This window comes from Nonomuraea monospora, assembly GCF_039531895.1.
In the GTDB taxonomy this organism is placed as follows: domain Bacteria; phylum Actinomycetota; class Actinomycetes; order Streptosporangiales; family Streptosporangiaceae; genus Nonomuraea; species Nonomuraea monospora.
The window spans coordinates 88,436-107,174 of sequence record NZ_BAAAQX010000032.1; the positions used below are offsets into that span (position 1 = coordinate 88,436).

Sequence of the window (18,739 nt, forward strand, 5' to 3'; positions counted from 1 at the left end):
CGAAGGCAGGTGGGCGGGCTGGCACGCCAAGGCAGGTGGGCGGGGTCGGTGGGCGGGGTCGGTGGGCGGGGTCGGTGGGTGGGTGGACGTGTGCGGTTACGGCGGCTGGTCGAGGGGGCAGGCGTAGGCGGTGCGGGAGGCGAGTTGCCAGGTGGTGACGGGTGTGCCGCAGCGGCGGCAGTGCTCGCGTTTGTAGACCCACCGCTCGTCGGGCGCCGCCGGATCGCTGACCACCTGCCCCGCGTCGCGCCCCAGCGCCATGTACGAGGACGCCGCCTCCCACAGCCGGGCGGCGGCGGGTTCGGCGAGGTGGCGGGTGTCCGGGTGGAGGCCGGTCAGGAAGAGCAGTTCCGCCCGCCAGGCGTTGCCGACGCCCGCCCACACCTTCTGGTCGAGCACGGCGGCCCCCACCGGCCCCCGGAACGCGGTCAGCCGCCGCACCGCCTCCTGTGCACAGGCGTCGTCGCGCAGCGGGTCGGGGCCGAGTGAGGTGAACAGCGCGCTGACGCCTGCCGCGTCGAGGGGTTCGCAGCGGGAGGGGGCGATGAGGTCGTAGGCGACCTCGCCGCTGGACAGTCGCAACCGGGTGCCGCCGCGAGGCTCGGCCGACGGGTCGTCGTAGCGGAGGAAGAGTCCGCGCATGCCGAGGTGTACGTGGACGGCGGGGGCGTCGTCGAAGTGGTAGAGGAGGTGCTTGCCCACTGCCTCCACCGAACGCAGCAGCCGTCCGTCGTAGGGCTGTGCCTCGAAGCGGCCCTGGGGGCTGGAGGCGTGCACGACGTGGCCGGCCAGGTCCGCGTGCTGTTCGCGGGCGTGACGGTGGATGAGGTGTCCTTCGGGCATGTCAGGGGGCTTACCCCGCGAGCTGGGCCGCCGCGCTGGTGAGCAGGAGGTCGAGGGCTGTCGGGTAGGCGCTGTCGTTCATCCTGGCGACCAGCAGCGGCGCGGTGGCCGCGATGTTGGGGTGGGTGGCGGCGGGCAGCCGCGCGTACGTGTCGCGCCACACCTCCTCATCGGCCTCCCGCGCCGCCTTGGGCAGGGCGAGGGTGGCGGCGTCGAGGATGGCGAAGGCCAGGCTCTGGTCGATGAAGGCGTGATAGATCCGTACGGCGTCCGCGTCCGCGAACCCGGCCCCCCGCAGGATCCCGAGGATGGTCTCGTCGCCGGCCACCTCGTTGGGCCGTCCGGTGACGCGGCTGGCGGTCAGGACGGCGGCCTGCGGGTGGGCGAGGTAGGCGTTGTGGATGCGGGTGCCGAGCTCGCGCAGGTCGGCCCGCCAGTCGCCGCTGGGCGTGAAGGACGTCATGGCGCGGCCGAACAGTTCGTCGGCGATGGCCAGGATGAGGTCGTCCATGCCGCGGAAGTAGCGGTAGACGGTGCTGGCGTCGGCGCCGAGGGCGTGGCCGAGGCGGCGGGCGGTGAGTCCGGCGGGCCCGTGCTCGCGCAGCATGCGCAGCGCGGTCTCGACGATGTGCGCGTGGCTGAGCACCTGCCCCTGTTTGGTGGGACGCCGACGCCTGCGTGCCGCTTCCGGCACCACCCGTTTGGCCATGCACAACGCCTCCTTATGCCAACGCCATTGACGTTGATAACCCTACGAGCGTTTGATGTAGGACACACCCCCCAAAAAAGCCATAAAAGGGGATCTATCGTCATGCGTATCCTTCTTGTGGGAGCCGGCGGCGTGGGAACCGCCATCACCCGGATCGCCGCCCGCCGCCCGTTCTTCGACCACATGGTGGTCGCCGACTACGATCTGCCCCGCGCCAAGGCGGCCGTCGCCGCGCTCGGCGACGAGGCCGCCAGGTTCACCCCCGCCAGGATCGACGCCGCCGACGCGGGCGCGGTCGCCGCGCTGCTGGCCGAGCACCGCTGCGACGTCCTGCTCAACGCCACCGACCCCCGTTTCGTGCTGTCGCTGTTCGACGTCGCTCTCGCCGCGGGCGTCGACTACCTGGACATGGCCATGTCGATGTCCAAGCCGCACCCCGTCCGCCCGTACCAGGAGGTGGGCGTCAAGCTGGGCGACGAGCAGTTCGCCCGCGCGCCCGAGTGGGCGGAGCGGGGCAGATTGGCGCTGGTCGGCATGGGCGTCGAGCCCGGCCTGGCCGACGTCTTCGCCCGCCACGCCGCCGACGAGCTCTTCGACGAGATCGAGGAGATCGGCATCAGGGACGGCGCGAACCTCACCGTGGACGGCTACGATTTCGCCCCCTCCTTCTCCATCTGGACCACCATCGAGGAGTGCCTCAACCCGCCGCTGATCTACGAGAAGAGCCGCGGCTGGTACACCACCGAGCCGTTCAGCGAGCCCGAGATCTTCGACTTCCCCGACGGCATCGGCCCCGTGGAGTGCGTGAACGTCGAGCACGAGGAGGTCGTGCTGGTGCCCAGGTGGATCCCGGCGCAGCGGGTGACGTTCAAGTACGGCCTGGGCGAGGAGTTCATCGGCACCCTGAAGACCCTGCACGCGCTGGGCGTGGACCGCACCGAGCCGGTCGCGGTCAGGACCGACCAGGGCACCGCCAGGGTGTCGCCGCGCGACGTCGTCGCCGCGGTGCTGCCCGACCCGGCCGAGCTGGGCGCGCGCATGCACGGCAAGACGTGCGCCGGCACGTGGGTGAAGGGCGTCAAGGACGGACGGGCCCGCGAGGTGTATCTCTACCACGTGGTGGACAACCAGTGGTCGATGCGTGAGTACGGCTCGCAGGCCGTCGTCTGGCAGACCGCGGTCAACCCGGTGATCGCCCTGGAGCTGCTGGCCACCGGCGTCTGGCAGGGAAAGGGCGTGCTGGGGCCGGAGGCGTTCGAGCCGCGGCCGTTCCTGGACCTGCTGGTCGAGTACGGCTCCCCCTGGGGCATGCGCGAGCAGTGAGGGGGCCGGGGGCCGCCGCCGGATCCGGACATTGGATCATTGTGGTGCCGCAACCCGTACATCGGAGGAACCCTCGTGAGCATCGCCGACGATCCCGACCGCGCACCGGCCCGCTCCCATCTGTACGCCATGGGCCTGTCGGAGGAGGAGATGCGCCGCCCCGTGGTGGGCATCGCCTCCACCTGGACCGGCACCATGCCGTGCAACCTGAACCACCGCGAGCTGGCCGCCGAGGTGGCCGAGGGCGTGCGGGCGGCGGGCGGGCTGCCGATGGAGTTCAACACCATCGCGGTCTCCGACAACCTCACCATGCACACCCCCGGCATGCGCACGTCGCTCGTCAGCCGGGAGGTGATCGCCGACTCGATCGAGCTGATGGGCCTGGCCCACCAGTTCGACGCGCTGGTGGCGATCGTCGGCTGCGACAAGACCGTCCCGGCGGGCATCATGGCGCTGGCCAGGCTGGACGTGCCGTCGGTGATCCTCTACAGCGGCAGCATGATGCCCGGCCGCTGGCGCGGGCGCGACGTCACCATCCAGGACATGTGGGAGGCGCTCGGCGAGCGCGAGGTCGGCCGGATGGACCAGGACGACCTCGACGACCTGGCCCGGCACGCCTGCCCGGGGGCGGGCACCTGCGCCGCCCAGTACACCGCCAACACCATGGGCACGGTCGCCGAGTTCCTGGGCCTGGCACCGTTCGGCATCGGCGACATCCCTGCGGTGGCCGAGGAGAAGAGCGCGGCGGCCCGCCGGATCGGCGAGCTGGCCATGCGGGCGCTGGCCGCCGACGCCCGCCCCTCGCGCGTCCTCACCGAGGACGCCCTGCACAACGCGATCGTGTCGGTGGCGGCCATGGGCGGCTCTACCAACGCCGTGCTGCACCTGCTGGCCATCGCCCGCGAGGCCGGGCTGCCGCTGGAGATCGACCGGATCGGCGAGGTCTGCCGCCAGGTCCCGATCATCACCGGGCTCAAGCCGAGCGGCGGCGACGCCACCGCGCTGGACCTGTGGCGGGCCGGCGGCACCTCGCTGGTGGTGCGCCGCCTGCTGGAGGCGGGCCTGCTGCGCGAGAACGTCACGCTGGTGGACGGCCGCACACTCGCCGACGTGGCCGCGCAGGCACGCGAGACGCCGGGGCAGGAGGTGGTGGCGAGCGCGGAGCAGCCGTTCAAGCGGCGCGGCGCGCTGGCCATCCTGCGCGGCACGCTGGCTCCCGACGGGTGCGTGCTCAAGCTGGGCGGCAAGGACGACTTCCGCCACGAGGGCCCGGCCAGGGTGTTCGACTCCGAGAGCGACTGCTACACCGCCATCCAGGAGGGGCGGATCGTGGCCGGGGACGTCATCGTGGTCCGCTACGAGGGGCCTGCGGGCGGGCCCGGCATGCGCGAGATGCTCTCCATCACCGGCCCGCTGGTCGGCCGGGGCCTGGGCTCGTCGGTGGCGCTGGTGACCGACGGCCGGTTCAGCGGGGTCTCGCACGGGCTGGTCATCGGGCACGTGGCCCCCGAGGCCTACCGCGGCGGGCCGATCGCGCTGGTGCGCGACGGCGACACCGTGGTGATCGACAGCGCCGCGGGGACGCTCGACCTGCTGGTGCCCGAGGCGGAGCTGGCCGAGCGGCGGGCCGGGTGGGTGCTGCCTGAGCGGGAGGTGGAGCGGGGGGTGCTGACCAAGTACGTCGCGACGGTCGGGTCGGCGTCGGACGGGGCGGTCACCACCTGAGGATCGAGCAGCGGGTGGGGGCGGCTATGCTGCGTTCTGGCGTTTGCCCCCACCCCTGACCTAAGGAGACTTACGCGATGTACAAGGAGTTCGCGGGCGAGGTCGTGATGTGGCTCGTGCCGGTCGTGGTGCTGATCGGAGTCGCGCTCCTCGTCACCGCGTGAGCCCCGAGGGGCCGGTCGTTCCGGCCCCTTTTCAGTTACATCAGCGGTAGTACCGGTACGCCACGGACGTCTTGGCGTAGGTGCGGAAGTTCCCGTAGCCGTCGACGTAGTCGTTCCACGCCTCCGACAGCCGCGCGGTACGCACGGTGCAACCCGTGTTGCGCACCTTGCGCGCGGCGATGCGGCCCACGTTGCTGTAGCAGGAGCCGACCTTGCGCCCGTTGACCTTGAGGGTCACGTTGAGCTTGACGTTGAAGAGGTTCTTGCGCGAGATGTTCGTGATCCGCACCTTGATGCGGCAGGTGTCCTCGCACTTGCCCCAGGAGGACTTCGTGCGGATGAGCTGGGCGCTCGTGGTGGTGGCTTCGGCGGGCACGGCCATCAGCGTGGTCGCGGCAGCGGCCACTAACGCCGTGGCGGCAAGGCGTTTGAACATTTCGCCCCCATAGTCGAGACAGTCGCTCCCCCCTGTGGCAGCGACACGTACATGTCCGACTACTACCAGGCAGCCCACTCTCTCGGCTTTGTCGGGGATGATCCGATACGAAACGGTTATCCCTTTATATCGGGCTTATCCGCCCGCAACCTGACGCGGTCAGGACGCCCACGCCAGCAACGGCCCCCCTTGCCTGAGCCGTCTCAACGCCTGCTTCTCCAGTTGCCTGATGCGTTCCCTGGTGAGCCCCAGATGCTGAGCGATCTCCGTGTAGGTGCGAACCTCCTCCCCGGTCAGCCCGTACCGGAGCCTGATCACGAAAGCCTCCCGCGGCGGCAGGGTCGTGACCACCTGGCGCAGCTCGGCGCTGAGCGCGCGGCGCTCGGTCAGCTCCTGCACCTGCAGCCCGTCCTCGTCGGCGATCATGTCGCCGATCCGGCCCTCGCCGTGCTCGCCCACCGGGACGTCCAGGCTGACCATGTCCTGGCCGAGCCTGCGTAACGCCGCGACCTGGGCGGACGACCGCTCGGCCACCCGCGCCAGCTCCGCGTCCGTGGGCTCCCTGCCCAGCTCGGCGGCGAGCTGGCGCTCCACCCTGATCAGCCGCGACAGCTCCTCCGCGACGTGGATCGGCAGCCGCACGGTACGGCTCTTGTCGTGGATCCCGCGCTCGATGGCCTGGCGGATCCACCACATCCCATACGTGGAGAACTTGTATCCCCGCGTGTAGTCGAACTTCTCCACCGCCCTGATCAGCCCAAGGTTGCCCTCCTGGATGATGTCCAGCAACGGGAGCCCCCGGAAGGAGTACCGCCTGGCGGCGGACACCACGAGCCGGAGGTTGGACCTGATGAGAAGGTCCTTGGCGCGCTTGCCATCGAGCGCGACGAGTTCGAGTTCTGGCGTGCCCTTGCCACGCTCGATCAGATGGCCCGCGTACAGGCCTGCCTCGATCCGCCGGGCGAGCTCCACTTCGTCCGCGGCGGAGAGCAAGGGGGTCTTTCCGATCTGCTCGAGGTACGTACCGAGCAGATCGGGCTCTTCGGCCGACATGTCCGGGGGACTACCCGGTAAACGGCGGCGAATTCCCCTCTTCGTTCAGTTCGGCGATGGCCAGCTCCGCCGTACTGCGGATATCGAAGAACTTGTCCAGCGCGGTGATCGCGAACAGATGCTTGCACCGGCCGTTCAGCCCCGACAGCAGCAGCCGCCCGCCGGAGGCCGTGACCGCCTTGTGCAGGTAGACCAGCACCGACAGCCCCGAGGAGTCACAGACGCTGACCGCCTGCATGTCGATGACCAGCAGCGGGGGCTGCGTGAGATCGAGCGCCTTGGTGACGCGGTCGCGCACCTCAGCCGCGGACCCGAAATCGAAATCCCCCGTCAACCGCGCGATGACGCAAGGTCCCTGGAGCCCGAGGCTGATCGACAAGGCCTGCTCCGAAGTCACCCAGCTCCACCTACCCGCGTCGCTCTCCCGATCCACTTACTTTACGAGAAGTAGCGCTTCGGGTTGAACACCAGCATCTGCTCAATCTGGTCATCGGTCACACCCGAGTCCAGCAGTGCGGCCAAGACGTCGTCGTGAATGTGATCGTAGCGCCAGTTGGGCGCCAGCGTACGACGGGCCTCGTCCCAGGACCCGCCGAAGTAGTCCATGAAGCAGGCCGTGTCGTGGCTGAGGACCATGCGATCGGCGTATCCGCGCTGGCAGAGGGCCGCGATCGTGGCCACACGCTGGGACGTCGGGTTGAAGGCGTCCAGACCGAATCGGTCCATCCCGAGTATTGCGCCCGTGTCGGCGAGCCGCATGAGGTAGTCGAGGTCGTTGCTGTCGCCGGCGTGCCCGACGACGACCTTCTCCAGGTTCACGCCCTCCTTGGCGAACAGGTCGAGCGCGAGCAGGCCGCTCTGGGTGAACGCGTTCGTGTGGACGGTGATCGGCGCGCCCGTTCGCACGTGCGCCTGCGCGACGGCCCGGCAGATGCGCTCGACGCCGGGCGTGAGGCCCTTGGCCTCGACCACGCACTTGAGGAAGGCCGCCTTGACGCCGGTGTCGGCGATGCCCACGGTAAGGTCGCGGACGAAGTCGTCGATCATCGGGTCGGGGCAGTCGATGAACAGGCCGGGGCCGCGGTGCTCGTACTGGTGGGGCAGCTCCTCGAAGGAGTAGATGCCGGTGGCGGCGACGATGTGCAGGCCGGGGACCTGCTCGGCGATCCGCTGGACGCGCGGGATGTAGCGGCCGAGGCCCCAGACCGTCGGGTCGACGATGGTGCGCACGCCCTTGGCCGCCGCCGCGTTGAGCTTGGTGACCGCGTCGGCCACCCGGAACTCCTCGTCCCACCAGGCGCCCTTGCCGTAGTTGTCCAGGTGCTCGGTGGCGACCACGAAGACGTGTTCGTGCATCAGGGTCTGCCCAAGCTCGTCGGCGTCCACGGGGCCGCGCAGGGTTTCGACGGTGGGCATGCACGCCTCCATACCGGCTGGTCGGTGTGGGCGCCAACCTAGGCTTTCGGACGACCTCCGTCAACAGGCCCACCGCGTGTCCGCCGTACCAGGTAGATCACCAGCCCTGCCGCGAACACCGCCACACCCGCCACCACGGAGGCGACCGGCAGCGTGGCCGCCAGCGCCAGGCACAGCACCAGCCCTGCCACAGGCACGAGCCGCGGCGGCGCGCCCTCGTCCCGGCCGAGCGTGAGCGCGCAGGCGTTGGCGACCGCGTAGTAGACCAGCACGCCGAACGAGGAGAACCCGATCGCCCCCCGCAGGTCGGCCACCAGCAGCAGCACGATCACCGCGGCACCGACGGCCAGCTCGGCCCGCCGCGGCACCTGCCGCACCGGGTCCACGGCGCTCAGCGCGCCGGGCAGGTCGCGCTCGCGCGCCATGGCCAGCACCGTCCGCGAGACCCCCAGCAGCAGCGCCAGCAGCGCGCCCAGCGCCGCCACCGCCGCCCCGGCCCTCACCAGCGGCGCGAGCCCGCCGTATCCGGCCTCCCGCACCAGGTCGGCCAGCGGCGCGGCGGACGTGGCCAGCAGCTCGGGCTGGAGCGTGCGCAGCGCGGCCACGGCGACCAGCGCGTAGACGGCCAGCGTGATGCCCAGCGCGATGCCGACGGCCCTGGGGATGGTGCGGGCGGGATCGCGCACCTCCTCGCCGAGGGTGGCGATCCTGGCGTACCCGGCGAAGGCGAAGAACAGCAGCCCGGCCCCCTGCATGATCCCCCACACGTCGGCTGGGTAGGCCCCGGCCGCGTTGCGCAGAAAGGCTTCGGACGCGGGCGCGTAGGCGAACCAGCCGAAGGCGGCCGAGTCCTCGCCCAGCAGCCCCACCGCGATCACCATGACCAGCACGGCCAGCACGAACGCCACGATGACCCGCGCCACGCCCGCCGACCGCCGCACCCCGAACAGGTTGAGCACGGTCAGCACGGCCACGGCGACGATCGCGAGCGGCCGTTCCAGGCCGGGCAGGACGTAGGCGCCGAACGTGAGCGCCATGGCCGCGCAGGAGGCGGTCTTGCCGATGGTGAAGCCCCAGCCCGCCAGGTACCCCCACAGGGGGCCGAGGCGGCGCCTGCCGTAGACGTAGGTGCCGCCGGACTCGGGATACAGGGCGGCCAGGCGGGCCGAGGAGGTGGCGTTGCAGTACGCGACGACGGCGGCCAGCGCCAGCGAGGCGAGCAGCCAGTGCCCGGCGGCCTCGGCGGCGGGCGCGAAGGCGGCGAACACGCCCGCGCCGATCATCGCGCTCAGGCCCACCACGACCGCGTCGGTGGTGCCCAGCCGTCTGGCAAGTTCGTCCGGCAATGTCCGCCTCCTCAGGAGGCTCCCACTCTGCCGCAACGGACCGGCCGGCCGCACCGACAGCTCAAGACGTGGGTCAGCCGCCCTTGCCGTTCGGGCCTGGCACCACCAGCACGGGCCGGTGCGCGTGGTGCAATACCCGGTCCGACGTGCTGCCCAGCAGCAGGGAGCGCACCCCGCCCAGCCCCCTGGTGCCGGTCACGATGAGCTGGGCGTCCAGCTCGTCGGCCACGTCCACGATGGTCGACCACACGGCCACGGAGTCCACGTCGCACCGCGGCGTCGCGTCCAGGCCCGCCTCCCTGGCCAGCTCGGCGCCGTGCCGGGCCAGCTCGCTCATCGCCTCGCCGATGGCCTCGTCCTCCACGCCCGACTGGTCCACGGCCACCATGAGCCCGGCGGACGCCCTGGCGGAGGTCATCGCCAGCCGCTCCCACACCGTCAGCACCACCGCGTGCTGCCCGCGGAAAAGCTGGCCCGCGAAGGCGATGGCGGCCTTGGAGTCGTCGGACCCGTCGTAAGCGATCAAAATCGTCATCTCAGCCACTCCTGAAAACGAGGATCGGGATCCTCCTCTTTCCAAGGTGACGCGATTCAAGCCTCACGCCATGACCGCCGACACCGCGCGCCGGGCGGACGGCCTGAGCAGCGACAGCCCCGCCAGAGTCAGCACGCCCAGCTCGGTCACGACCACGATCCGCTGGACCAGCCCGGCCGGGATGTCGTCGTTGCTCAGCGGGATGCCGAACATGCGCACCACGTACGGGATCACGACCAGCACCAGCGCGCCGATGGCCAGCATGCTGAGCAGCCGCGTCGCCCCGGCGTATCGGATCTTCGCCCTGACCAGCAGCAACCCGGCGGCCGGCATCACCAGGAACGCGGCGAAGGCGGCGTAGCGGTGGATACCGCCCGACAGCGACAGCGCCACGCCGGGCCTGTCGGTCGGGAAGGCCCCGATCAGGAACATGCTCGCCCCCCACACCACCAGCAGCGCGACGATCCAGCGGCTCAGGCCGGCGCGCCGGGTCGCCTCGGCGATCAGCGCGGCGCCCGCGGCGAAGAGGATCAGCGAGGCGGGCAGCAGCCATCCGGCCGACTGCCACACGTACTCGCTGATCACGCTGTGGAACGGATCCAGGTCGGATCCGGCGTGCAGGGTGAGCATCGCGCCGCTCCCCGTGCCGATGGCCGCGAAACCAGTGACAAGCAATCCCTTCATGCCCTTAAGCTCGTGGAACGCGGGCTTTGCGAACATCGGAGATGGACCCGAAGCGGCCCTGAAGTCCCCCTTAAGACCTTGGTCTGAGCGGCCCCTAGGCGAGGCCGTTGACCTGCCCTTCCTCGACCCTCAGTAGGGACAACCCCCTCAGGGTGATGAGGGTTGCCCTGAGGGGGATTCGACGTGGGGCGCGCCGACACGCTGCGCAATGCGAACGCCGAGCACAACCGGGCCCTGGCCTACGCCGACATGACCGAGGTCGGGCGTCAGGGAAGCACGAAGTAGGCGCGGATCGCGGTGGCGCCCGCGCGGGTGTGCACGCGCACCAGGTCGCTGAGGAGGTTGACGATGAGCAGGCCGCGAGAGCCCGCCTCACGCGGATCGACCGGCCTGCGGCCCACCAGCGGGTCGGTGATGTGCCCCGCGTCGCTGACCTCGCACACCAGCCGGTCGTCCTCGGCCCACACCCGTAGCACGCCGGAGCCGCCGCCGTGGTCGAGGCTGTTGGCGCCCAGCTCGGCCACCGCGAGCCTGATGTCGTCCAGCCGGTCGCCGTGGAAGCCCAGTGCGGCGGCCTCCCGGGCGGCCAGCGTCCGCACGGCCGACAGGTTCGTGTGGTCGAAGCTCAGCGAGGCGAACTTCGACGGCTCGCCGAGCGGCCGGTTGTGCCCCTCGACGACCAGCTCGGGCGCGTAGTCGTCGCTGGCCCACTCGCTCGTCGCGTCACGCAGCACGGGGTGGGTGCGGGCGGCCTCGCGGATGACCTCGCCGGGCAGCCCCGCCAGGTCGTACGGGCACAGGATCGTCACCCTGCGCCCGGTGAACGCCAGGTTGATCAGCGCCTCGTGCTGGGCGCAGGCCGGGTACTCGGTGGCGGTGCGACCGGCCCAGATGGGCTCGCCGATGATCCGGACGTGCCGGTCGGGATGCCGGTCGGCGAAGGCGCGCAGCACGCCGGGGATGATCCGCCCCGGGTTGCGCCCCGCCTCGGTCATGTCGAGCAGGAGCACGTCGCCCGACTGCGCGCCGAGCTCCGCCTCGATCAGGGCCAGATTCCAAGGAGGCACGGCCACCGCGACGGGCTCTCCGGCCGCGAGCCCCTCGCGGATGAAGGCCGTCGTCGCAGACACGTACTCGCCGCCGCCCCGGTAGAAGAGCGCCGGATGTACGAACGGTTCCGCCCACATCAGCACTACGCTACCTAACGTTGATGAGTTCACGGCAATCCGTTGGGTACCTATTGGGTTGTGAAGAGAGTCCAGCTCATCCGCCGCCCCCGTCCCGAGCGCCGTCCGTCCCCCCTCGACCTCCGCACCCCATCCGGGCGACGCCTCCCGTTCTGACCCCCGCGCGCCTATGCTCGGGACATGTCGGAAATGCAGATGCGGGTCTCCGACGAGGACCGGGAGCGTACCACCCAGCAGCTCCAGCAGGCGTTCTCGGAGGGCCGGCTGAACCGGTCCGAGCTTGAGGAGCGGCTCGGGGCGGCACTGTCCGCGAAGACCTACGGTGACCTGCTCGAACTGATCACCGATCTGCCGGCAGTCCAGCCGCAGGCCGACGGCGTGGTCGAGCTGGGGTCCAAGAACGGCAACGTCAAGCGCTCGGGCGACTGGGCGGTCCCGCGCCGGTTACGCGTGGCCTCCAAGTACGGCAGCGTGGAGCTGGACTTCACCGAGGCCGTCATCCCCCACCAGGTCGTGGACGTCGAGCTGGACCTCACGTACGGCTCCGCCAAGATCATCCTGCCCGAGGGCGCCGTGGCGAACGTGGACGGCTTCCAGGCCGACTGGGGCCATCCGTCGACCAAGGTGCCGAGCAGGCCCCGCCCCGGCGTGCTCTGCGTGGTGATCACCGGCAGGGCCAAGTACGGCGGCCTGACCGTGCGCTATCCGCGCAAGCGCTGGTTCACCCACTGATGGAACAGGGCGATGTGGTGCTCGCTCGGCACGAGCACCCCGCCCTCCCGGTACGCCCGTGACGACATGCCGGGCTGCGTGCGCTCGCAGGCGTCGAAGTCCTGCTCGTTGACCCGGTGGAACAGCTCGACCGACAGCGTCAGGTCGGCCCCGGAGGCGACGACGTCGGGGTGGTAGAGCCAGTCGCACTCGACCACGGTGCGGTCGGCGGCCATGGGGAACATCCGGTGCAGGATCACGTGGTCGGGCACCAGGTTCACGAACACCTGGGGCTTGACGGTGATCGCGTAGTAGCGGCGGTCCTGCTCCTCGGACACCTCGGGCAGCCTGCCGAACCCGGCGCTGCCGTCCACGGTGAACCCCTCGGCCCGCTCGGCGAACTCCGCGCCGTGGCCCACGTAGTACTGCGCCGCGTAGCCGCCGACGAACTCGGGCAGCACGGCGGTCAGCTCCGGGTGGATGGTGGCGCAGTGGTAGCACTCCATGAAGTTCTCGACCAGGAGCTTCCAGTTGGCCTTGACGTCGTAGACGATGCGGCGGCCGAGCGCGAGCCGGTCCACCTGGTAGTGCTCGATGGCGGCGGGGTCGCCGAGCCGCTCGGTGGCCGCGGACGTCACACTCCGCTCGAACGAGGGCGGCTCCGCGGCCAGGCAGACCCAGGCGTACCCGAGCCATTCGCGCAGGTGGACGGGCACCAGGCCGTACTCGACGCGGTCGATGTCGGGCATCTTGGCCAGGTTCGGCGCGGCGGCCAGCCGGCCGTCGAGGTCGTAGGACCAGGCGTGGTAGGCGCACCTGATCGTCCGCCTGACCTCGCCCGCCTCCTCCAGGCACAGGCGCGCGCCGCGGTGCCGGCAGACGTTGAGGAAGGCGCGCAGCAGGCCGTCGCGCCCGCGCACCACGATCACGCTCTCGCGGCCGACCTGGACGGTCCTGAACGCGCCCGGCGCCGGCAGGTCGCCCGATCGCACGGCGCAGAACCAGAGGTTCTCGAAGATCTTGGCCTGCTCGTCGGCGAAGATCTCGGGGTCGGTGTAGGCGCGGCCGGGAAGCGTGGAGATCAAGCTCGACGTGGTGGTCAACCGACACCCCTTGTTGCGTATTACGCAGCGAGTTGCTCTATATGCGACATCGTCAGACGGCCTCAGAAGGCTGTCAAGAGGTAGTTGCTGTAGTGGCGCAGCATCGCGGTGTAGACCCTCGTCGCGAGCCGGTCGGGGATCAGCCGCACGATCGGCCCCTGCCTGTCGGTCAGCTCGGTGCCCGCCATCCTGGCGGGCCTGCGCACCACCTTCGACCTGGCCCGCTCGTACGCGCGCAGGTCCCCCAGCGAGCGGGCCAGCAGCCAGGCGTCCTCCAGCGCCTGGTTGGCGCCCTGGGCCATGGTGGGCGGCATGGTGTGCGCGGCGTCGCCGGCCAGCGTGACGGGGCCCCTGCCCCACACGCCGGGGATCGGCTGCTTGTGGTGCGGGAAGAAGTCGGGATCCGTCATCGTGCCGAGGATGCCGGGCACCGGGTCAGCCCAGCCCCTGAACCGCTCCCGCAGCCGCTCCACCACGTGCGGGTCGCCGGCCCAGAAGGGGCGCCCGGGGGCGGAGCGCACGTCGAACCACCACAGCAGCCGCCCCCGTCCGGCGGGGATCAGCCCGCACAGGCCCTGCCTGCCCGCCATCATCACCGCCCGGTGGCCCTCGGTCAGCGCGGTCGGCACGGTGGTGAACCCCTGCCAGGTCACCCAGCCGCTCAGCTTCGCCCGGTCGTCCCCGATCAGGGCCTCGCGCACCACCGAGCGGCGGCCGTCGGCGCCCACCAGCACGTCGCCGCGCACGGTGCGGCCGTCCGACAGCCGCACCTCGGCCCGTTCGGGCGCCACGTGCTCGGCGCGCGCCCCGTACGTCACCGGCACGCCGTCGGCGAGCAGCTCGACCAGCTCGCTGCGGGCCACGTGCACGACGGGGTGGCCGTAGCGGCGCTCGGGCACGGTGAGATCGACGGTGAGCAGCCGCCGCCCGTCGGCGGCCCACGACTCCAGGGTCTCCAGCCGCCGGCCGACGCCCGTGAGGTCGGCCTTCAGCTCCTCCAGGATGGCGGTGCTGCCGGGCCACAGAGAGACGGAGCCGCCGGCCGTGCGCAGCTCGGGGGCCTCCTCGTACACCTCGGCGTCGTGCCCGGCGTTCAGCAGGCCGCGCGCCAGGGCGAGCCCCGCGACGCCCGCGCCGATGACGATTACCCTCATTACGTCTCCCATTACTGAGACCCTGGATATCAGATACTAGGAGTATCACAATGTCTGTGCGCGGCCGCAAGCCCGACCCCACGGTCGATCACCGCATCAGGCAGGCCGCGGCCGGGCTGGTGCTCTCCCACGGTCTCGACTTCACCATGGACGACGTGGCCGCGGCGGCAGGCGTGGGCAGGGCGAGCGTGTTCCGCCGCTACGCCTCCAAGCGCGACATGCTGCTCGAAACGCTCACCGGCCTGATGAACGCGCACGTCTCCATCCCCGACACCGGCTCACTCGAGGGCGACCTGCGCGTGGTGATCACCGACACGCTCGGCCTGTGGCACCAGCCGGGCGTCGCCCGCATGGCCAAGCAGGTGTACGGCGAGGCGGGCCGCGACCCGGCGGTGGCCGAGCTCATCCGCACCTCCATGCGCAACAGGATGGAGCGGTCGTGGGTGGTCTACGAACGCGCGATCGAGCGCGGCGAGCTGCCGCCGAACGCCGACCTGTGGATGCTCACCGACCTGTTCACCGGCTTCGTCTCCTACCGGGGGCTCCTGGATCTTCCGCTGCCCGACCCCGAGGAGATCGTGCAGGTCCTGCTGCACGGCTTTACGTCCGCTTGATGCTCGTGGTGTTAGTGGGGTGCAAGCGGCGGTCAAGTTCGGGCCCATAATGTTCCCTTCGTTCGCTAAACCTACGAAGGGCACGGAACATGACTCCCCCTCGTCGTCGCCTCGCCGTTGCGGTCGCGACGCTGTCGATCGCCGCTTTCACCACCGCCTGTGGTGCGATCGGCCAGGCTGTTGACTGCACTCAGGTCAGCCAGGAGATCACCAAGATCACCAACGAGTACAGCAGCTCCCTGAGCAGCGCCGCCACCGACCCCAAGGCCATCGAGAAGGCGAGCCAGGACGCCTCCGAGAAGCTCAAGACCCTCGCCAGCAAGTACGACGGCGACCTCGCGGGCGCGGTGAACGACATGGCGGACGTCTTCGCCAGCATCAAGGTCGACGACATGGCCGGCGCCACCGAGGCGATGGGCAAGCTGCCCGAGATCCAGGCCAAGGCCGTCGCGGCCTGCGGCTGATCGGCTCGCGGCCGTCGCGCCACCGCCTGTGGGGGGCAGCGCGGAGCGGCGGTCGCGACGTGACGGGTGAGACGGCCGCGCTTGGGGGGCGCGCCACTCATCCGCCACGGGGGCGGGTCGCGCTCGGGGGAGCGTCACTCACCCGCCTCGGGCCCCAGGGGCCCACGGCCACCGCGTGCGATTCAGTTCAATCGTCGCGGTGGCCTTCCGCTTTCATGCCACACGCCTGCTCGTACGCCCGCTCGAACCCTTCCAGCACCGTGGGCCACGACCCGGCGGCGGGCAGCGTCGCCCGGTTGTGCGCGGCGATCGACTCCCGCAGCGACGCGTCGGCGCACAGCCGCGCCACCGCCGCCGCCAGGTCGCCGAGGGTGCGGCCGAGCAGCCCCTCGACGCCGTCCTTGACGAAGTCGGCCACCCCGCTCTGCGCCCTGGCCACCACTGGCAGCCCCGCGGCCCGCGCCTCCAGCGCCGCGATGCCGAACGACTCGCGCGGCGCCGGCGCCACGAACACGTCGGCCGACTCCAGCACCTTGGCGATCTGCTCACGGGTGTGCCGGCCCGGCAGTGAGACCCAGCCGCTCATGCCGTGCCTGGCCAGGAAGCGCGCCATCTGGCCCCGAGCGGGCCCGTCGCCGACGATCGTGGCCCGCATGGGGATCGAGGCGGGCACCCGCGCACGGGCCGCCTGAAGCAGCTTCAGCAGGCGCACGGGCTGCTTGCGCGGCGCCAGCCGGCCCACCGCCACGATGTGCACCTCCTCGCGCGGGGCGGGCACGTGCCCGGGAGGCGGCGCCCAGCCCGACAGGTCGAGCCCGTTGGAGACCACCCGCACCGGCACCCGCGGCCCCGCCACCGCCCTGATCGGAGCCGCCGCGGCGTTGCTGACCGTGGTGGCCACCAGCCGCCAGCGCTCCCACCCGTACGCCAGGCGCAGCAGCCGGTAGATCCCCCGCGTCACCGGATCCCACATGCTGTGGACGGTCACCACGCACGGCACCCCGGTGCGGACCGCGGCCCGCACCCCCATCCACGCGAACGGCGAGACCGCGCCCGTGTGCACGTGCACCACGTCGGGACGCGCCGAGGTGATGCGGCGTGTGAGATGCCCCACCCCGAACGGGTGCACGGGCAGGTCGAACGGCATCTTCGCGACGATCCTGTGCACCCCGGGCAGCGGCTCGCCCCTGGTCGCGGTGGCCACCGACACCTCGTGTCCCGCCTCCCGCTGGGTCCGCACGAGATCGGCGACCTGAACCTCGATCCCTCCGAGTCGCGGCAGGTAACAGTCACTCACGTGAAAGATCCGCACCCCTCCCAGACTAATCTGGGCGTGTGCCTCCACGTACCGCTGTGTTCTTCCACGCCCACCCCGACGACGAGGCCCTGCTGACGGCCGGCACCATGGCGATGCTCGCGGCCGAGGGCCACCGGGTGGTGCTCGTGGTGGCCACGGCGGGCGAGCGCGGGCTGGCCGAGATGGAGCCGGGCGAGGCGCTGGGCGAGACCAGGCTCAAGGAGCTGTACGAGTCGGCCGCGCTGCTTGGCTGCGCCCGCGTCGAGTGCCTGGGCTACGGCGACTCGGGGCTGAGCCCCAAGGGCGGCAGCGCCGAGGAGCGCCCCGACAACGCCTTCATCGACGCCGACACCGAGGAGGCGGCCAAGGCGCTGGCCGCGATCCTCCAGGAGGAGCAGGCCGACCTGCTGGCCATCTACGACCCGGCGGGCGGCTACGGGCATCCCGACCACGTGCAGGTGCACCGGGTCGGCAAGCGGGCGGCCGGCATCGCGGGCACGGAGATCGTCCTGGAGGCGACGGTCAACCGTGACCCGCTGCTGTGGCTGCTGCGGGTGGCGGGCCGGTTCTACAAGTTCCCGCCGGAGTTCGACGTGCGGACGTTCGAGAGCGCGTACTCCCCCGGCGAGGCCATCACCCACCGCGTCAACGTACGGAAATACACGAGGCAGAAGCGGGCCTCCATGGCCGCGCACGCCTCGCAGGCCAGCGGCGGCGACAGCGACCGCACGCTCGCCGTGATGCTCAAGGTCCCGCGCCCGCTCTACCGCTTCGTCTTCGGCACCGAGTGGTACGTCCGCCGCGACCTGCCCCCCGGCGCCCGGCTCGCTCATCCCTTCGACCGGTGGCCCAACTAGTACTCCAGAACGACGAGGCCGCCCGCCGCGAACCGGCAGACTGGTTCCCGATGAAGAACAAGTGGCTACAGATCGCCCTGTCCGTGCTGTCGCTCGGCCTGGCCGTGCTGCTCGTGCTCTACCTCCCCCAGATCGTGCAGGCGCTCACCGGCAAGCCGGTCTCCTGGGCCGAGATCGGCCGGGTGTTCGGCGCGCTCGACGCGGGCGAGATCGCGCTGATGGCCGCGCTGTGGCTGCTCAGCCTGCTGGCCTACACGTTCGTGCTGACCAACTCCCTGCCCGGCCTGAACAACCTCCAGGGCCTGACGCTCAACGCGGCGGGCAGCGCGGTCAGCAACCTGCTCCCGTTCGGCGGCGCGGTCGGCGTGGCGCTGTCGTGGGCGATGACCAAGGGGTGGGGCTTCACCAACCGGGCCTTCGTCGTCATGACGCTGGTCAGCGGCGTGTGGAACACCTTGTTCAGGTTCGTCCTGCCCGCCGTCGGGATCATCGCGCTGCTGGTGGCGGGGCAGGCGCCCAACCCGACCGTCGCCAAGGCGGGCTGGACGGGCGCGATCTCGATCATCGTGCTCTGCGTGGTCGTCGCGGTCGCGCTCTACTGGGAGCGCGCGGCCGTCTGGCTCGGCAGGGGCATCGACGGGGTGTCGCGGCTGCTGCGGCTGAAGTTCCACGCCTCCGAGGCCTTCCACCGCCTGCGCGCCGACACCGCGGACGTGGTGCGCACCCGCTGGCCAGGGCTGTCGCTCGGCATGATCTTCTTCCTCGGCTTCCAGTGGGCGATCATGGCCGTCTGCATGCAGGTCACCGGCGCGTGGCCCGGCCTGGCCCAGTCGATCGCCGTCTTCGCCCTGTCGCGGGTGCTCACCAGCGCCCTGATCACGCCCAGCGGGGCGGGGATCATGGAGGGCGGCGTGGTGCTCCTGCTGACCTCCGCCTTCGGCGTGCCCGTCGCTCCGGCCACCGCGACCGCACTGCTCTTCGGCTTCTGGACTTACACTATCGAGATCCCGTTCGGCGGCCTGGCACTGGGCGCATGGGCGCTGCTGCGCAGGCGCAACGGCCGGAACGCCGGCGCGGAGCCCCCGTCCGCGATCTCGAAGGCCACCCAGTGACAATCC

Annotated in this window: 20 protein-coding genes; 7 read left to right on the plus strand and 13 right to left on the minus strand. The window is 71.1% G+C overall.

Annotation, left to right across the window (positions count from 1 at the left end; genetic code table 11):
• Positions 1-96: 96 nt before the first annotated feature.
• A complete protein-coding gene (locus ABD331_RS43750; RefSeq protein ID WP_344488833.1) occupies positions 97-843 on the minus strand; it encodes a DNA-formamidopyrimidine glycosylase family protein in 747 nt (248 codons plus the stop codon).
• A gap of 10 nt (positions 844-853) precedes the next feature.
• Positions 854-1,552 (minus strand): TetR/AcrR family transcriptional regulator, encoded by a 699-nt coding sequence (locus tag ABD331_RS43755; RefSeq protein WP_344488836.1) that lies wholly within the window; start codon positions 1,550-1,552, stop codon positions 854-856.
• A gap of 102 nt (positions 1,553-1,654) precedes the next feature.
• On the opposite strand from ABD331_RS43755, the gene ABD331_RS43760 reads away from it, so the two are divergent.
• Positions 1,655-2,875: a saccharopine dehydrogenase family protein gene (locus ABD331_RS43760; protein ID WP_344488839.1), complete on the plus strand. Its 1,221-nt coding sequence runs from the start codon at positions 1,655-1,657 to the stop codon at positions 2,873-2,875.
• A gap of 75 nt (positions 2,876-2,950) precedes the next feature.
• On the plus strand, positions 2,951-4,600 hold the full coding sequence (gene ilvD / locus ABD331_RS43765; protein ID WP_344488842.1) for a dihydroxy-acid dehydratase: 1,650 nt from the start codon (positions 2,951-2,953) through the stop codon (positions 4,598-4,600).
• A gap of 204 nt (positions 4,601-4,804) precedes the next feature.
• Here the strand turns inward: ilvD and ABD331_RS43770 are convergent, their stop codons facing one another.
• The 8 genes from ABD331_RS43770 to ABD331_RS43805 all read right to left on the minus strand — a co-directional run bounded on the left by ABD331_RS43770 (position 4,805) and on the right by ABD331_RS43805 (position 11,421).
• On the minus strand, positions 4,805-5,200 hold the full coding sequence (locus ABD331_RS43770) for a hypothetical protein (RefSeq protein WP_344488845.1): 396 nt from the start codon (positions 5,198-5,200) through the stop codon (positions 4,805-4,807).
• A gap of 159 nt (positions 5,201-5,359) precedes the next feature.
• Positions 5,360-6,253: a sigma-70 family RNA polymerase sigma factor gene (locus ABD331_RS43775; protein ID WP_344488848.1), complete on the minus strand. Its 894-nt coding sequence runs from the start codon at positions 6,251-6,253 to the stop codon at positions 5,360-5,362.
• A 10-nt stretch (positions 6,254-6,263) separates the two neighbouring features.
• Complete coding sequence (locus ABD331_RS43780) at positions 6,264-6,650, minus strand: STAS domain-containing protein (protein WP_344488851.1); 387 nt, start codon at positions 6,648-6,650, stop codon at positions 6,264-6,266.
• 41 nt (positions 6,651-6,691) lie between these two features.
• Positions 6,692-7,669 (minus strand): phosphotriesterase family protein, encoded by a 978-nt coding sequence (locus ABD331_RS43785; RefSeq protein WP_344488854.1) that lies wholly within the window; start codon positions 7,667-7,669, stop codon positions 6,692-6,694.
• Between the two features lie 38 nt (positions 7,670-7,707).
• On the minus strand, positions 7,708-9,015 hold the full coding sequence (locus tag ABD331_RS43790) for an APC family permease (protein ID WP_344488857.1): 1,308 nt from the start codon (positions 9,013-9,015) through the stop codon (positions 7,708-7,710).
• Between the two features lie 73 nt (positions 9,016-9,088).
• The gene (locus ABD331_RS43795) at positions 9,089-9,550 is read right to left on the minus strand and encodes a universal stress protein (RefSeq protein ID WP_344488859.1); all 462 of its coding nucleotides are present in this window, start codon (positions 9,548-9,550) and stop codon (positions 9,089-9,091) included.
• A 63-nt stretch (positions 9,551-9,613) separates the two neighbouring features.
• Complete coding sequence (locus ABD331_RS43800) at positions 9,614-10,234, minus strand: DUF998 domain-containing protein (protein WP_344488861.1); 621 nt, start codon at positions 10,232-10,234, stop codon at positions 9,614-9,616.
• Between the two features lie 266 nt (positions 10,235-10,500).
• Entirely contained in the window at positions 10,501-11,421 is a 921-nt protein-coding gene (locus ABD331_RS43805; RefSeq protein ID WP_344488864.1) for an anti-sigma factor RsbA family regulatory protein, read from the minus strand.
• Positions 11,422-11,601: 180 nt separating this feature from the next.
• Between ABD331_RS43805 and ABD331_RS43810 the strand changes: the two genes are divergently transcribed.
• Positions 11,602-12,153 (plus strand): DUF1707 SHOCT-like domain-containing protein, encoded by a 552-nt coding sequence (locus tag ABD331_RS43810; RefSeq protein ID WP_344488867.1) that lies wholly within the window; start codon positions 11,602-11,604, stop codon positions 12,151-12,153.
• On the opposite strand, the gene ABD331_RS43815 is transcribed toward ABD331_RS43810, so the two are convergent.
• Together ABD331_RS43815 and ABD331_RS43820 are read right to left on the minus strand one after the other, a co-directional pair.
• Positions 12,123-13,235, minus strand: a complete 1,113-nt coding sequence (locus ABD331_RS43815; RefSeq protein WP_344488870.1) for an aromatic ring-hydroxylating oxygenase subunit alpha — start codon at positions 13,233-13,235, stop codon at positions 12,123-12,125. The two genes, ABD331_RS43810 and ABD331_RS43815, sit on opposite strands and share 31 nt — an antisense overlap.
• Positions 13,236-13,297: 62 nt before the next feature.
• Positions 13,298-14,389 (minus strand): FAD-dependent oxidoreductase, encoded by a 1,092-nt coding sequence (locus ABD331_RS43820; RefSeq protein ID WP_344488873.1) that lies wholly within the window; start codon positions 14,387-14,389, stop codon positions 13,298-13,300.
• Positions 14,390-14,439: 50 nt separating this feature from the next.
• Here ABD331_RS43820 and ABD331_RS43825 point away from each other — a divergent pair, with 50 nt between their 5' ends.
• Both ABD331_RS43825 and ABD331_RS43830 read left to right on the plus strand, forming a co-directional pair.
• Positions 14,440-15,003: a TetR-like C-terminal domain-containing protein gene (locus tag ABD331_RS43825; protein ID WP_344488876.1), complete on the plus strand. Its 564-nt coding sequence runs from the start codon at positions 14,440-14,442 to the stop codon at positions 15,001-15,003.
• Positions 15,004-15,092: 89 nt separating this feature from the next.
• Positions 15,093-15,467, plus strand: coding sequence for a hypothetical protein (locus tag ABD331_RS43830; RefSeq protein WP_344488879.1), 375 nt, complete (start codon positions 15,093-15,095; stop codon positions 15,465-15,467).
• A gap of 187 nt (positions 15,468-15,654) precedes the next feature.
• Here ABD331_RS43830 and ABD331_RS43835 read toward each other — a convergent pair whose 3' ends face one another.
• A complete protein-coding gene (locus tag ABD331_RS43835; protein WP_344488882.1) occupies positions 15,655-16,764 on the minus strand; it encodes a glycosyltransferase in 1,110 nt (369 codons plus the stop codon).
• Between the two features lie 38 nt (positions 16,765-16,802).
• Here ABD331_RS43835 and ABD331_RS43840 point away from each other — a divergent pair, with 38 nt between their 5' ends.
• Together ABD331_RS43840 and ABD331_RS43845 are read left to right on the plus strand one after the other, a co-directional pair.
• Positions 16,803-17,621: a PIG-L deacetylase family protein gene (locus ABD331_RS43840; protein WP_344488885.1), complete on the plus strand. Its 819-nt coding sequence runs from the start codon at positions 16,803-16,805 to the stop codon at positions 17,619-17,621.
• Positions 17,609-18,733 (plus strand): lysylphosphatidylglycerol synthase domain-containing protein, encoded by a 1,125-nt coding sequence (locus ABD331_RS43845; protein WP_344488888.1) that lies wholly within the window; start codon positions 17,609-17,611, stop codon positions 18,731-18,733. The genes ABD331_RS43840 and ABD331_RS43845 overlap by 13 nt, the downstream gene beginning before the upstream one ends.
• Positions 18,734-18,739 lie beyond the last annotated feature (6 nt).